The sequence below is a fragment of the Rhizobium sp. P28RR-XV genome (assembly GCF_012641385.1).
In the GTDB taxonomy this organism is placed as follows: Bacteria; Pseudomonadota; Alphaproteobacteria; order Rhizobiales; family Rhizobiaceae; genus Rhizobium.
The window spans coordinates 169,196-184,493 of sequence record NZ_JABAIG010000010.1 but is presented as its reverse complement, the minus strand read 5'-3'; the positions used below and the strand labels follow the sequence as shown (position 1 = coordinate 184,493).

At 60.5% G+C, this 15,298-nt stretch carries 11 protein-coding genes; 8 read left to right on the top strand and 3 right to left on the bottom strand.

The genetic code is table 11. The features are described from left to right. Positions 1–21 precede the first annotated feature (21 nt). Positions 22–549: a GNAT family N-acetyltransferase gene (locus tag HGP12_RS22025; protein ID WP_168842044.1), complete on the bottom strand. Its 528-nt coding sequence runs from the start codon at positions 547–549 to the stop codon at positions 22–24. A gap of 6 nt (positions 550–555) precedes the next feature. Further along, positions 556–2,220: an electron transfer flavoprotein-ubiquinone oxidoreductase gene (locus HGP12_RS22020; protein WP_168842043.1), complete on the bottom strand. Its 1,665-nt coding sequence runs from the start codon at positions 2,218–2,220 to the stop codon at positions 556–558. 292 nt (positions 2,221–2,512) lie between these two features. On the opposite strand from HGP12_RS22020, the gene HGP12_RS22015 reads away from it, so the two are divergent. The 7 genes from HGP12_RS22015 to HGP12_RS21985 all read left to right on the top strand — a co-directional run bounded on the left by HGP12_RS22015 (position 2,513) and on the right by HGP12_RS21985 (position 11,084). Further along, positions 2,513–3,301, top strand: a complete 789-nt coding sequence (locus tag HGP12_RS22015; protein ID WP_168842042.1) for an SDR family oxidoreductase — start codon at positions 2,513–2,515, stop codon at positions 3,299–3,301. A gap of 426 nt (positions 3,302–3,727) precedes the next feature. After that, a complete protein-coding gene (locus HGP12_RS22010) occupies positions 3,728–4,969 on the top strand; it encodes an efflux RND transporter periplasmic adaptor subunit (protein WP_168842041.1) in 1,242 nt (413 codons plus the stop codon). After that, complete coding sequence (locus HGP12_RS22005) at positions 4,966–8,085, top strand: efflux RND transporter permease subunit (protein ID WP_168842040.1); 3,120 nt, start codon at positions 4,966–4,968, stop codon at positions 8,083–8,085. Before HGP12_RS22010 ends, HGP12_RS22005 begins: the two co-directional genes overlap by 4 nt. 224 nt (positions 8,086–8,309) lie before the next feature. Next, complete coding sequence (locus HGP12_RS22000; RefSeq protein ID WP_168842039.1) at positions 8,310–9,599, top strand: Hsp70 family protein; 1,290 nt, start codon at positions 8,310–8,312, stop codon at positions 9,597–9,599. Positions 9,600–9,654: 55 nt separating this feature from the next. After that, positions 9,655–10,539, top strand: coding sequence for a uracil-DNA glycosylase family protein (locus HGP12_RS21995; RefSeq protein WP_168842038.1), 885 nt, complete (start codon positions 9,655–9,657; stop codon positions 10,537–10,539). Between the two features lie 138 nt (positions 10,540–10,677). Then, entirely contained in the window at positions 10,678–10,869 is a 192-nt protein-coding gene (locus HGP12_RS21990; protein ID WP_168842037.1) for a hypothetical protein, read from the top strand. A gap of 53 nt (positions 10,870–10,922) precedes the next feature. Further along, the gene (locus tag HGP12_RS21985; protein ID WP_168842036.1) at positions 10,923–11,084 is read left to right on the top strand and encodes a hypothetical protein; all 162 of its coding nucleotides are present in this window, start codon (positions 10,923–10,925) and stop codon (positions 11,082–11,084) included. A gap of 113 nt (positions 11,085–11,197) precedes the next feature. Here the strand turns inward: HGP12_RS21985 and HGP12_RS21980 are convergent, their stop codons facing one another. Next, complete coding sequence (locus HGP12_RS21980; RefSeq protein WP_168842035.1) at positions 11,198–12,067, bottom strand: hypothetical protein; 870 nt, start codon at positions 12,065–12,067, stop codon at positions 11,198–11,200. Positions 12,068–12,546: 479 nt separating this feature from the next. Between HGP12_RS21980 and pepN the strand changes: the two genes are divergently transcribed. After that, entirely contained in the window at positions 12,547–15,195 is a 2,649-nt protein-coding gene (gene pepN / locus HGP12_RS21975) for an aminopeptidase N (RefSeq protein ID WP_168842034.1), read from the top strand. Positions 15,196–15,298: the final 103 nt, after the last annotated feature.

Genomic DNA, 15,298 nt, shown 5'->3' with positions numbered 1-15,298 from the left:
ATGCAAGCCTTGGAACAAGGATCAGAAACGAAGCGCCATAGCCACACGCCTGAGCCGATCGGCGCCGTGGGCAACCTCATTCTCCAGAATCTGCGTGAGGACGGCCGGCCTTTCCTCACCCTCCAGGATGCGAAAGCCCATCGAGGCATAGAAAGGCGCGTTGAAGGCTACCTGACGATCTGTCGTCAGAGTAACCCCAGCAGCACCCTGTGTTCTGGCCGCTGCAATCACAGCCTCCATCAGCCGGCGCCCGACGCCTTGCTTCTGCCAGCGCCTGACGACATCGATTTCGGCGATATAAACGGAACCGTCCTTGCGGATGCCCGCGAGGAAACCGAATGGCCGGTCGTCGCCGTCGACAGCTACGAACAGCAAGTCTTCTGCTCGGGATTGCTCCAACACGTTGAGAGGCAGCGACGTCGGCTCGCAGGCGACCGCGCCGGCCTCGTGCAGAGCCCCAAAGGCATCGATCTCGATAGCGGCGAGCAAGTGCAGCTCGTCGGCCCTGGCTGAACGAATCACCCAGGTCTTTTGCCCGATCCCGGTCATTGCATCTCACATATTCGGATAGACCGGTCCCTCACCGCCCTGCGGCGGAACCCAGTTTATGTTCTGGTTGGGATCCTTGATGTCGCAGGTTTTGCAGTGGACGCAATTCTGAGCGTTGATGACAAAGGTTTCCTTGCCGTCCTTCTCCACCCACTCATAGACGCCCGCCGGACAGTAGCGCGTAGAAGGGCCGGCATAGATATCGTGTTCCGACGATACCTGCAGCGCCATATCCCTGACCTGCAGATGCACCGGCTGGTCTTCCTCGTGATTGGTGTTGGACAGGAACACCGAGGAGAGGCGGTCGAAGGTCAAGACGCCGTCCGGCTTCGGATAGTCGATTTTCGTGTGCTTCGCCGCCGGCTCCAGGCTCTGCGCATCCGTCTTGCCGTGCTTCAGCGTGCCGAAGAAGGAGAAGCCGAGGAGCTGGTTCGTCCACATGTCGAGGCCACCGAGCGCCACGCCGACCGCCGTGCCGAAGTTCGACCACAGCGGCTTGACGTTCCTGACGCGCTTCAAGTCCTTGCCGATGTCGGAGGCGCGCCATTCGTTCTCGATCTCGATCACTTCGTCGTTGCCGCGGCCGGCCGCGATCGCCTCGGCGATCCTGTCGGCCGCCAGCATGCCTGATAGTACCGCATTGTGGCTACCCTTGATGCGAGGAACGTTGACGAAGCCGGCCGAACAGCCGATCAGCGCGCCGCCCGGGAAGGTCAGCTTCGGCACCGACTGATATCCGCCTTCGGTGATGGCGCGGGCACCATAGGAGATGCGCTTGCCGCCCTCGAAGGTGCCGCGGATCGCCGGATGCGTCTTGAAGCGCTGGAATTCCTCGAAAGGATAGAGATAGGGGTTCTTGTAGTTCAGGTGCACGACGAAGCCGACGGCGACGAGATTGTCCTCCAGATGATAGAGGAACGAGCCGCCGCCCGTCTTCATGCCGAGCGGCCAGCCGAAGGAGTGCTGCACGAGGCCTTGTCTGTGGTTCTCCGGCTTGATCTCCCAGAGTTCCTTGATGCCGATGCCGAACTTCGGCACATCGCTGTTCCGCGACAGATCGAACTTGGCAATGAGCTGCTTGGCGAGCGAGCCGCGCACGCCCTCGCCAATCAGCACGTATTTGCCGAGCAATGCCATGCCGCGGGTATAGTTCGGACCGGGCTCGCCGTTCTTCTCGATGCCCATGTCGCCGGTGGCGACGCCGATGACGGCGCCCTCGTCATTATAGAGCACTTCGGTCGCGGCAAAGCCGGGATAGATCTCGACGCCCAGAGCCTCGGCCTTCTCGGCTAGCCAGCGACAGACATTGCCGAGCGAGACGATATAATTGCCGTGATTGCTCATCAGCGGCGGCATCATAAAATTCGGCAGACGGACGGAGCCGGCGGGACCCAGGAACAGGAAGTGATCGTCCGTCACCTCGGTCTTGAAGGGATGGCCCTCCTCTTCGCGCCAGCCCGGCAGCAACCGGTCGATGCCGATCGGATCGACGACGGCGCCCGACAGGATATGCGCGCCGACTTCGGCCCCCTTCTCGAGCACGACGACGGTCAGATCGGGGTTGATCTGCTTCAGCCGGATCGCCGCCGAAAGCCCCGCAGGGCCTGCGCCGACAATCACAACGTCGAATTCCATGCTCTCGCGTTCCGGCAGCTCGCTCGCGTCAGTCATTCATCTTCTCCGCTTGGCGGCGTCCGATGATATCGGATCACAGCCTTATCCCCTTGGGCGTCTTCCCCGTTTCGTTTATCTCTTGTCAAAACGGGAGAGGATTGTCGAGCCGGGAAGCGACAGGCAATCCTCCAATTCGTCCAGCGCGCAAAACAAGTTAAATTACCCTTACGTTAACGTCAATATTCTGAAGGTATTTATCGCCATCTCCGGAGCGTGACTTCCATAATCGCTCGATGGCGCTCTATAAGAGCCGATCAGGAAATTGCGGATAGCATGAAGGGTGATCGAGATGGATCTTCGTATCGGCGGAAAGCGCGCGCTGGTGCTTGCCTCATCCAAGGGGCTCGGCCATGGAATCGCGGTGGCGCTGGCCCGCGAGGGCGTGAACGTCCTGCTCTGCGGCCGCAGTGGCGAAAGGCTCGAAAGCAATTGCAAGGCCATCAACGCCGAAGGCAAGGGTCGGGCAGACTGGATCTGGGCTGATCTCAACGACGAGAACTTCGTTGATGTCGTCACTAAGGCTGCGACCGAGAAGCTCGGCGGCATCGACATTCTCGTCAACAATAGCGGCGGCCCGACGCCCGGAACGACGGAGGATATGACCGCGGACCGGCTGGAGACCTATTTCGTCTCCATGGTGTCGCGGATCATTACCCTCACCAACGCCCTGCTTCCTGACATGAAGGCCCAAGGCTGGGGACGCATTCTCACGGTCGCCTCCTCCGGCGTCATCGAGCCCATTCCCAACCTCGCGCTTTCCAACACGCTGCGGCCGGCACTGGCCGGATGGAGCAAGACGCTGGCGAGCGAGGTGGCCGCGCATGGCATCACGGTGAACATGCTTCTGCCGGGCAGCATCGCCACCGACCGATTGGCCGAGCTTGATACCGCCGCAGCCAAACGCGGAAACCGGAGCCTGGAAGACGTCAGCGCCGAGCGCCAGCAGCGCATTCCCGTCGGCCGCTATGGCCGTGTCGAAGAATTCGCTGCAACGGCCGCCTTCCTCTGCAGCGAACCGGCAAGCTATGTCACGGGAACGCTGGTCCGCTGCGACGGAGGGGCTGCGCGCTCCCTTTGAAGTCCCAACCACGAACGAAGAAGGGGCTTGGCTAAACCGGCCCCGACAACACATTTGCGTGAGCGACGATGGCGCCTGCCATGAGGTTTGCGACCTGCTTCTCCACTATAAATACTGTACCCCGCCACACAGCCGTCCAATTATTACATAACGGCAATCAAAAAATAGCCAATTGACTGTTTGTTGCACTGCACAAGCGGAAGCAATTCCAAAGCTTTCCAAGCTTTAATTTTTCGTGCCGGCGAACTGTGGTAAATTGCGGTGGATCAGCGTTCACGAATTCACGTTATAGGGACAGAATTACCGAACGTTAGCGGTAACAGCGATGTGATGGATTGCGGCGAAGCTCGTCTTTGTTGTGCGACGCAATAAATACACTTCAACGTCATCGCGCTTCCTGCAACTCGCCTCGACCGGTTCTTTAATATGAAAAAATTCTGGCTTCCCCTCGGCCTTCTTGTCGTCGCAGCCCTGGTTGCCTGGGGCTATCGCGACCGTATTCCTTTCCTTTCCGCATTTGTCGATCAAGCATCCGCAGAAACCAAAGACGCCAGTAAGACGGCGCAAGCGGGCAGTCACAAGCGCGAAGCCGCTCCCACTGCCGTCAAGACCGTTGCCGTCACAAAAAGGTCGCTGCCGAACGACGTGACAGCCACCGGCTGGGCTGATGCACAGGACACCACCACCGTCGCGGCGCAGGAAGCCGGCCTGATCACCGAGATCGAGGCGCAGGATGGCGCCATGGTCAAGGCAGGCGACCTGATTGCCAAGCTCGATCCGCGCACCGCGCAGGCCTCGGTCGACAAGGATAAGGCAAATCTCGCCAAGGATCAGGCTACCCTCGTCGAGGCGGAGGCAGCGCTTGCCCGCGCCAAGAACCTGCTCAACAATGCCGGCACGCAGCAGACGGTCGATCAGGCGGTTGCGGCGCGCGATACGGCCGTCGCGACAGTCAACGGCGACAAGGCGCAGCTCACATCCGACCAGGTGCTTCTGGAGCATACCGAAATCCGGGCACCGTATGACGGCCGCCTCGGCGATGTGCAGCTCAGCGTCGGCGCCTATGTCAGCGCCGGGACCGCGATTGTTTCGATCGCGCAATATGACCCGATCTACGTCAAGTTCCATTTGCAGGAAAGCCATCTTCGCGAACTCGAAGAGGCCATGAAGACTGGCGCCGTGCCGGTCAGCACCGTGCCGCGGTCGGCCGAAGGCAAGACGCGCCAAGGCGCCATGAGCTTCTACGACAATCAGGTCGATGCGGCTTCCGGCACCATTCTCGCCAAGGCGAAGTTCGACAACGCGAACGGCGCCATCTGGCCCGGCCAGTCTGTCAACATCGTCGTGCACTTCAATGACAACCAGCCGGTCATCGTCGCGCCCACGGTTTCGATCAGCCCTGGCCCGGAAGGCTTTTTTGCCTATGTCGTCAAGGATAACAAGGTGCATCTGACGCCGGTCACCGTTGCCCGACAGAACGGTGCATTTACAGCCGTCGCCAAGGGCCTCTCGGAAGGCGACCATGTCGTCACCGAAGGACAGGTGCAGCTGAACGACGGCCAGAGCGTCGTCGAGCAGTTCAACGATGGCACGCCGCAGAAAGTCGCCTCGGCTGACGATCAGTCGGGTCAGAAAACCGAAACGATTTCTGTCGGAGCAAAGCAATGATTCCCGCCTTCTGTATCCGGCGGCCGGTCGCGACGACGCTTCTGGCGCTAGGTGTGGTTATGGCTGGCCTGGCGGGATATCAGCTCGTTCCCGTCGCCGCCCTGCCGCAAGTCGACTTCCCGACCATCAACGTCACTGCGCAGTTGAATGGTGCTTCGCCCCAGACCATGGCGACATCGGTTTCGACGCCGCTGATCAAGCAGTTCGAGACGATTCCCGGCATCAGCGAAATCTCATCGACCAACTCGCTCGGCAACACCAGCATCGTGCTGCAATTCGACCTCAACCGCGATATCGATGCCGCGGCTGCCGACGTTCAGGCGGCAATCTCGCACGCGACCCGACAGCTGCCTGATAATCTGACCGTGCCGCCAAGCTACCGCAAGACCAACCCCGCGGATGCGCCGATCATGCTGCTGGCCGTGCAGAGCGATACGATGCCGCGCAGCAAGCTCGACGAGATCGCCGAAGATATCATCTCGCCGTCGCTTTCGACGCTGCCCGGCGTGGCGGAAGTCACTGTTTTCGGCGCCCAGACTTATGCCGTACGCGTCGAAGTCGATCCCGCCAAGCTGCAGAACCGCAGCATCGGCATCGACACCGTCAACAATGCGCTTGTCAACGCCAACAGCCAGGTTCCGGTCGGTACTCTACAGAACAATTCGCAGAGCATGACCATCAATTCCGATACCCAGCGCACCAGTGCCGAGCAATTCCGTTCGCTTGTCATCGCGAACCCAAACGGCGCGCCGATCCATCTTAGCGACGTCGCGGACGTGCAGGACAGCGTGGAGAACACCAATACCGGCTCCTGGTATGACGGCAAGCGCGCGATCATTCTCGCCATCCAGCGCCAGCCGGATGCCAATACGGTCGACGTAGTCGATGCCATCAATGCCAAGCTGCCGCAATTGCATGCGGAAATACCGGCATCGGTGAAGACGACGGTCATGAACGATGCGGCGCAGCCGATTCGCGATGCGATTTCCGACGTCAAATTCACGCTGATGCTGACGATCGGCCTTGTCGTGCTGGTGATCTATCTTTTCACCGGTCACGTCACGGCAACGATCATCCCAGGCCTTGCCGTGCCGCTGTCGCTGATTGCGACATTCGGCATGATGTATGTGCTGGGATACAGTATCGACAACATCTCGCTGCTGGGCCTGACGCTTGCGGTCGGTCTCGTGGTGGACGACGCCATCGTCATGCTCGAGAACATATTGCGGCACGTCGAAGAGGGCATGCCGGTACTCGAGGCGGCGCTGAAGGGGTCGGCCGAAGTCAGCTACACCATCATCTCGATGTCGATCTCGCTGATCGCGGTGTTCATCCCGATCCTCTTGATGGGCGGCGTCGTCGGCCGCATCTTCAACGAATTCGGCATGGTCGTCGCCATCGCCATCGTGTCTTCGGCCGTCGTTTCGCTGACCGTCACGCCCATGCTCAGCTCGCGCCTGTCGGCGGGCCATGGCGAGCCGCCCTACCCGGTGCGCCTCTTCAATATGGGCTTCGACTGGATTGAGCGCGGCTACGACCGAGGCGTTGCCTGGTGCCTGCGCCATCGCGGCACGGTGCTCCTGAGCTTCCTCGGCTCGGTGGCGCTTTCGGCCTACCTCTTCATGGTCCTGCCCGCAAGCTTCTTTCCGACGGAAGATATCGGACGTCTGACGATCTCGACGCAGGCCCGGCAGGATATCTCCTATCCGGCGATGCAGGACCTGCAGAACCAGGCCGCCGCGCTGGTGAAACAGAACCCAGCCGTTGCCCACGTCATGTCCATCGTCGGCGGCAATGCGCGCCAGCCGCTGAACAACGGCACCATGTATGTCGAGCTGAAGGCGAAAGACCAGCGCGAGCCGCTCGATCAGACCCTGCGGGAGCTGCGCGCCAGCATCGGCAAGATCGCCGGCCTGAAGGCCTACATCACCCCGCAGCAGAGCCTGCGCTTCGGCGGCCGCCAGACGGCCAGCCAGTACCAGCTCGTCATCCAGGCGCTGAGCGCCGACCAGACGAATCTCTGGGCCAACAAGATGCTCGACGCGATGCGCCGCGATCCACGCTTCACGGATGTCGCCTCGGATGAGCAGAATAACGCCCTGCAGGCCAATATCGTCGTCGATACCGAAAAGGCGGCCCAATACGGGATCAACAACAACCAGCTGCGCACCTCGCTGGAAGAAGGCTTCGGCGGCTTTACCGCCGCGCAGATCCAGTCGACCGGCGACAGCTACGACGTGATCGTCGAGTTCGACACGAGCAAGCCCTGGGACGACCAGAAGCTTCAGGAAATCCAGATCGCGTCGGCGAGCGGCGCGCTCGTTCCGCTGTCGAACTTCGCCCATGTCGAGCGCAAGACAGGCCCTGTCACCATTAACCAGACGGGCCAGCTCGTCTCGACCACCGTATCCTTCAACCTGCCGGCCGGCGAAGCGCTCGGCGATGCCACGGCACAGATCGAGCAGATCAAGAAGGATATCAACATGCCGGCGGACGTCTTCACGTCCTATGGCGGCACCGCCCAGATCTTCCAGCAGTCGCAGGGCAGCACGCCTTATCTGATCCTTGCCGCGGTGCTGACGATCTATGTGGTGCTCGGCGTTCTCTATGAGAGCTTCATCCATCCGCTGACCATTCTTTCCGGCTTGCCGGCAGCCGCTCTCGGCGCGCTGCTTGCCCTGAAGGTCTTCGGCTTCGACTTGTCGATCATCGCGCTGATCGGCCTCCTGATGCTGATCGGCATCGTCAAGAAGAACGCGATCATGATGATCGACGTGGCGCTCGAAACGCTTCGCTCGTCTTCCGGCATGTCGCCATCGGAAGCGATCCACGAAGCCTGCGTGCGCCGTTTCCGTCCGATCATGATGACGACCTTCTGTGCCCTGCTCGGCGCCCTACCGATCGCGGTCGGCGGCGGCGCGAGCTCCGAGCTCCGTCAGCCGCTCGGCATTGCCGTTGTCGGCGGCCTGGTGGTTTCGCAGCTCCTGACGCTGTTCATCACCCCGGTTATCTTCCTTGAGATGAACCGCCTGAGCGACTTCCTTGGGCGGCTCGGCAAACGCAAGGATAAGGACCCGCATCATAAGGAACCGCCAGCGGCCATCGCAGCCGAGTGACAGCAACGGGCGCCGAAAGCGCCCGTTTCCTTTGGGGCGAGCCGAAGCGCTTCGCCCGTAAAGCTCTCGCGACGGATACAGCGACGAGCGAAAATAAAAAACTCACGTCTTGAACTTGAGGTTCAGCCATGGCATGACGCGCGCTCTTTGCGGCAAGGGCGTGTCATGCGCCTCACAGGGGCTTGGCCCCAATCCAGACAATTTCGACGGAAGGGAGTGCGGGCATGGCTCGGGCGCTTGGTTTCGACTTCGGCACCACGAACACGGTCCTGGCGATGGCCGACGGAGCCGCGACACAATCAGTCGTCTTCCATAGCGCAGCCGGCACGGCCGACAGCATGCGCACGGCGCTCTCCTTCATGAAGGATCCTGGGCTTGGCGCGGCAGCATTGAAGGTAGAAGCCGGGCACGCCGCCATCCGGCAATTCATCGACAATCCCGGCGACTGTCGCTTCCTGCAGTCGATCAAGACCTTTGCCGCAAGCGCGCTTTTCCAGGGCACGCTGATCTTCGCCAAGCGCCACAGCTTCGAAGACCTGATGGAGATCTTCGTGCGGCGCCTGCGTGCCTATGCCGGAGACAATTGGCCGAGCGATGTTTCCCGCATCGTCACCGGCCGCCCTGTTCATTTCGCCGGCGCCAATCCGAACGCCGCTCTTGCCACGCAACGCTACAACGCGGCATTGACGCGCTTCGGCTTTCCGGAAGTCCACTATGTCTACGAACCGGTGGCAGCCGCCTTCTATTTCGCCCAGCATCTGAAGAAGGACGCAACCGTGCTTGTGGCCGACTTCGGCGGCGGTACGACCGACTATTCGCTGATCCGCTTCGAAACGCAGGCTGGAAAGCTGACCGCCACCCCTATCGGCCACTCGGGCGTCGGCATCGCCGGCGATCATTTCGATTTCAGGATGATCGACAACATCGTCTCGCCGGCGATCGGCAAGGGCAGCTTCTTCAAGAGCTTCGACAAGCTGCTGGAAATGCCCACCTCCTACTATGCCAATTTCGGGCGCTGGAACCAGCTTTCGATCTTCAAGACCTCGCGCGAGTATGCCGACCTGAAGACCTTGGTGCGCAGCAGCCTGGAGCCGGAAAAGCTGGAGACCTTCATCGAACTCGTCGAGCATGACGAAGGCTACCCGCTCTACCAGGCCGTATCGGCGACGAAGATGGCCCTTTCCAGCGAGGAAGAAGCGGAATTCAACTTCCCGCCGCTCGGAAAGGCCGGCCGCAAGAATGTGCGCCGGGCTGATTTCGAGAGCTGGATTGCCGACGACCTTGCCCGCATCGAGGGCGCGCTGGACGACGTGCTGACGACCACGAACACATCGCCCGACGCGATCGACAAGGTGTTCCTGACAGGCGGCACATCCTTCGTGCCGGCTGTGCGGCGGATATTCACCGAACGCTTCGGTCAGGAGCACATCGAAACGGGCGGCGAACTGCTGTCGATCGCCCACGGGCTTGCCCTGATCGGCGAACGCGACGATATCGCCCAGTGGACGGCGTAAGATAGCAGGCTCCTCGACCCTTCCGTTTCTGCGCTGCTTTGGCTAAAGTTCGTCCATGATTTCCGCCAGCGATCTCTCCCCGGCCGAGCTTGCCGCCCTTCTGCATTTCCATGCGGATGCCGGTGTCGATTGGTTGCTGGAAGAGCAGCCGGTGGATCGGTTTGCCGAGTTCGAAGCCATGCGCGCCGCGCGGCAAGGCGCGCGGGCAGCGCAGCCCCGGGCCGAAGCTCCGGTACCTGCGACGCGGGCACAGCCTGATCGTCGCCAGGCCGCGAAGCCGGCTGCGCCTGCTGCAGCACCGCCGCGCGCCGCGCCCGCCATTCCCGATGAGCAGGCCGTGGAACAGGCGCGATTCGCCGCCGAAAGCGCGCGGTCGCTCAGCGAGCTGAAAACCGCGATCGAAGCCTTCAACGGCTGCAATCTCAAGAACAGCGCCCGCTCGACGATCTTCGCGAGCGGTACGGCGGAAGGCCGAATCATGGTGATCGGCCCGATGCCGAGCGCCGACGACGACAGGGAAGGCGCACCGTTTTCCGGCCGCGCCGGCCTGTTGCTGGACAAGATGCTGGCCGCCATCGGCCTGCAACGCGACGGGATTCTGCTCGCCAATGTCATTCCGTGGCGGCCGCCCGGCAACCGTGCGCCATCCGCTCCCGAAATCGAGATATGCCGCCCGTTCATAGAACGGCAGATTGCGCTTGCCGAGCCGAAGGCCCTGTTGCTGCTCGGTAACTTCACCGCCCGCTACTTCTTCGGGGGGGGCGAAACCATTCATGGACTGCGTGGACAGTGGCGCGAATTAAGCATTCTCGGTCGGGCCGTGCCGGCGATCGCCAGTCTCCATCCCCAGGAATTGCTGACCGCGCCGATCAACAAGCGGCTGGCCTGGAACGACTTGCTGGCCTTCAAAAATTATATCGACGCTGAAATATTAGGCTGATTTTCGCCACGATTACCGAAAAATGACGTTAGCCATGCATTTTTGGCATATCAGTCTTACCACGTTGTGCATTGCAGAATCAATGCTGCACTGCAATATAGAATGGTGTCTTGGGAGGAATCGAAAGGAACCAAGGCCATGACTGCACGTTTTCGCCCTATTCACTGCGGGTTTGATACCCTGCGCCGCGCTGTCGAGCCCGTGCGCGCAATAAATGGACATCGCAACCTCGGCATCGCCGCCAATGAGCAGATGATTGCGCGAGGCACCGGCGTTTCGGCGCGCGTCAGCCGGCCGACGGCCATCTTTGCAGATTTCCGTACCTGCTGAACACAGGCGCCAATGGCGCCGCAGCATAGCGTTTGACTATCAGGAATTACATCATGTCTTGCGGTTTGCGTTCACTCATCGCCTTGCTAGATTCGGTCGGCCATATCGGCGCTGCGGTGCGCGCTGCCGAGGAATTTGAACACGCGCGCAACTTCCGCAAGGGCGATTGCCGCGAGACAGGCACCGCGCGGGCTTCGGCAAGCATTCCGCTTTGAGATCTCGCGGGTGGAACGCCCGCCTGGCAGCCACGGCTTGAGGGTCGAAGCCAGCGACCTGGTCCTTCGCAGCAATTCCAAGAAAAGTGGAAATCGGTTTTAAGCGACATGCCCTAGCTTGGATCGGAGCGCCCCACAGTGGATCGCGCCCATGCGAAAGCCTCGTCGATCGCAGCCAGCTTCACGGCCTGCCATCCGCAATATTGATTCAGAAAATCGCGCGACACCCACATACGTGTCTTCTTGACCTCGTCGTGCCAGCCGATGTCGCCGCGCTCGGCGGATTTACGCAACAGACGCTGCAGATGGGTTCGCGATATCATGAAGTGGGCGGCCAGCGCCCGCGCGTCAACGCGGCCGATGTCGATCCTGTCTCCCTCCTCGGTGAGATCCAGTTTCGACATGATATAATCGACGACAAGGCCGCCGGCTTCCGTCCAGAGAAACAGGCCGATACATTCGGGCGGTTCACGCCAGATTTCCATTTCCAGACAATTGCGCGCCATACGCGGCTGGGCAAGATCCATCAGCGCCGGCGAGGCGGCGAGAGCCGCAGCCCGCTCGCCATCGTCAAGCAAATCGAGCGCGGTCAGGTTGGCGAGATACCAACTGAACATCGCGGTGAAGCTCATCTCCGTCGGCACATAACGGCGGGGGCGGCGAACGGGGCCGGGAGCCAGTTCGAGAAACCGATAGGTCAGCAGCTCTTCGACGAAGCTCAAGACCGTATTGCGGCTGGCGACACGATACTGCGTGATGAGATCGCGGAGCGCGACGACAGTCAGCCCCGAGCCGGGAACGGCAGCGTCGTGCTCAAGGTGAAGCGCATAGGCCGTCTGCGTCAGAAGCCAGCGCTGATGCGAGGCGAGCATGCGCGCGATCCTCGGACCATTGTCGTAACGGTTGCGTAACGCCTCCGAAAGAAAGCGCAACGACGCGACGAATTTGGGATGACGAGCAAGCTGCTCGATGGAAAAACTCAATCGGGCCTCCTTGGGGTGCCCATTTCAAATCAGCGACAAAAAGAGGATGTTTCATTTTTGTGAACGAATTCACCGGAATCGATCATAATTCCGACATTTAATAGCACGCTATAGTTATGCAATCGCCCTTATATCGCAAGAAGTTAAACAAATAATTTACTTTAAATTATTGTTTCCAGCCTGCATTCCCTAGTAGTGCAGCCATGATGATCCCCTGAGCGCGATGGTAGCAACTGTAGCATCAGCCTGCAAATGCAGGCGGAAACATCTGATCAATCAGACATCCATTCAGGATGTTGCATTCAACCTGAAACGAAGACAGGCTGCGGGGCGAATACTTATTGTGCCATAACAAAACATATTGATGTCGTGACATGACTTTAACTTTGGTTCAGATTTCGATGTAATGATGCGACACCTTCAGTCCGAGGAAGGCTTCGGACTGCACCCGCCATAGCTTAGCCTGATCAGGATAGACCATGCGAACAGACACCGGCCAGATCGTCAATCTGGCAGATTACCGTCCCACCGACTTCGTTCTGGAACGCGTGGACCTTACCTTCGATCTGCATCCAACCGAAACCAAGGTCGAAGCGCGGCTGATCTTCCATCGGCGGGGAGGCATCGATCCGAAAGCACCACTTGTGCTCGATGGCGACGAACTGGTTTTGTCCGGGCTGCTGCTCGACCAGGGCGAACTTCCGGCCGAACAATATGACGCCACGCCGGAAAGCCTGACCGTTCGCGATCTGCCTGACAGTACGCCTTTCGAGCTGACGATCACGACCGTGATCAATCCCGAGGCCAACACGCAGTTGATGGGCCTCTACCGTACCGACGGCATCTATTGCACGCAGTGCGAGGCCGAAGGCTTCCGCCGCATCACCTATTTCCCGGATCGACCTGACGTTCTCGCCCCCTATACGGTCAACATCATTGCCGACAAGGCCGCCAATCCGCTGCTGCTGTCGAACGGCAATTTCCTCGGCGGCGCCGGCTATGGCGAAGGTAAGCATTTCGCCGCCTGGTTCGATCCGCATCCGAAGCCGAGCTATCTCTTCGCGCTCGTCGCCGGCGACCTCGGTGTCGTCGAGGATACGTTCACGACCATGACCGGCCGCGAAGTCGCGCTGAAGATCTATGTCGAACATGGCAAGGAGCCGCGTGCTGCCTACGCCATGGATGCGCTGAAGCGCTCGATGAAATGGGACGAAGAGCGGTTCGGCCGCGAATACGATCTCGATATCTTCATGATCGTCGCCGTATCGGACTTCAACATGGGCGCGATGGAGAACAAGGGTCTCAACGTCTTCAACGACAAATACGTGCTCGCCGATCCCGAGACGGCGACCGATGCCGACTACGCCAATATCGAAGCGATCATCGCCCACGAATATTTCCACAACTGGACGGGCAACCGCATCACTTGCCGCGACTGGTTCCAGCTCTGCCTCAAGGAAGGTCTGACCGTCTATCGCGATCACGAATTTTCGGCCGACCAGCGTTCGCGTCCCGTCAAGCGCATCGCCGAAGTCCGCCACCTGAAATCGGAACAGTTTCCGGAAGACAGTGGCCCGCTCGCTCACCCGGTTCGCCCGACAAAATACCGTGAAATCAATAATTTCTATACGACGACAGTCTATGAGAAGGGCAGTGAAGTCACGCGCATGATCGCAACGCTGCTCGGCCGCGATCTGTTCAAGACGGGCATGGACCTCTATTTCGATCGGCACGACGGACAGGCCGTCACCATCGAAGATTTCGTCAGGTGTTTCGAGGATGTCAGCGGCCGCGATCTCACGCAGTTTTCGCTCTGGTATCATCAGGCGGGTACGCCTCTCGTCACCGCATCCGGCGCCTACGATGCCGATGCCAAGACGTTCACTCTGTCGCTTGAGCAGATGGTGCCGGCAACGCCTGGCCAGACCGCCAAGAAGCCGATGCATATCCCGCTGCGCATGGGCTTGCTTGCCGAAGACGGCGCTGTCATTACGCCTGCCTCCGTCGCCGGCGCGGAACTTACCGACGATGTCTTGCACCTGACGAAGCAGACGCAGGCAGTGACGTTCCATGGCATTCCCTCGCGGCCGGTTCTGTCGCTCAATCGCAGCTTCTCGACGCCGATCAACCTGCAATTCAGCCAGAGCGCCCGCGATCTCGCCCTGATCGCCCGCTACGAGACCGATCATTTCGCCCGCTGGCAGGCGCTGATCGACCTTGGCCTGCCCAACCTGCTGCAGGCGGTGCGCGCTGCTCGCCAGGGCATCGACATCACCTGCGATTCGGCCTTCACCGATGCATTGCTCGCAGCGGCGGCGGACGAAAGCCTGGAGCCGGCATTCCGTGCCCAGGCGCTTGCGTTGCCGAGCGAGGCCGATATTGCCCGCGAGCTTGGCGGCAATAACGATCCGGATGCCATTCATGCCGCGCGTCAGACGATCATCAAGCGTGTCGCCGAGGCCGGAAAACAGGTCTTCACCGCGCTTTATGACGGCATGCAGACGTCAGGCGTCTTCACGCCGGATGCGGCAAGTGCCGGCCGACGCGCCTTGCGCAATACGGCGCTGGGCTACCTGTCGCAGCTGGACGAGACGCCGGCGAGAGCGAAGGCCGCCTATGATGCTGCGAACAATATGACCGATCTCAGCGCCGCGCTGACCATTCTGGCGCAGCGCTTCCCTGATACGGCCGAGACGGCGGCGGCGCTTGCGCATTTCCGCGACCGCTTCGCGGACAATGCGCTCGTTATCGACAAGTGGTTCGCCATTCAGGCCGCAATCCCTGGCGCTGGCGCGCTGGAGCGCATTCGGCTGCTGATGGAGACGCCGCTGTTCAAGCGAACCAATCCGAACCGTGTACGTGCAGTCCTCGGCACCTTCGTCTTCGCGAACCCGACCGGCTTCGGTCGGGCAGACGGCGCCGGATACCATTTCCTGGCCGACGAGATCCTTGAGATCGATCCGCGCAATCCGCAGCTCGCCGCCCGTATCCTAACATCGATGCGCTCCTGGCGCCTGCTGGAGCCAGTGCGTGCCGACCATGCCCGCTCGGCGCTGATGCGGATCGAACGTTCGAACAACCTTTCGACCGATGTGCGCGACATCGTGGACCGCATCCTGAAGGAGTGATTGCGATCTCCTCGCGCACCGATCTCAAAGGCTGATTTGCATCGGCCTTTTCATCTCCAGCGAGTCCCGAATATGCGCAACTTACCGCTGCGTGTGCAAAATA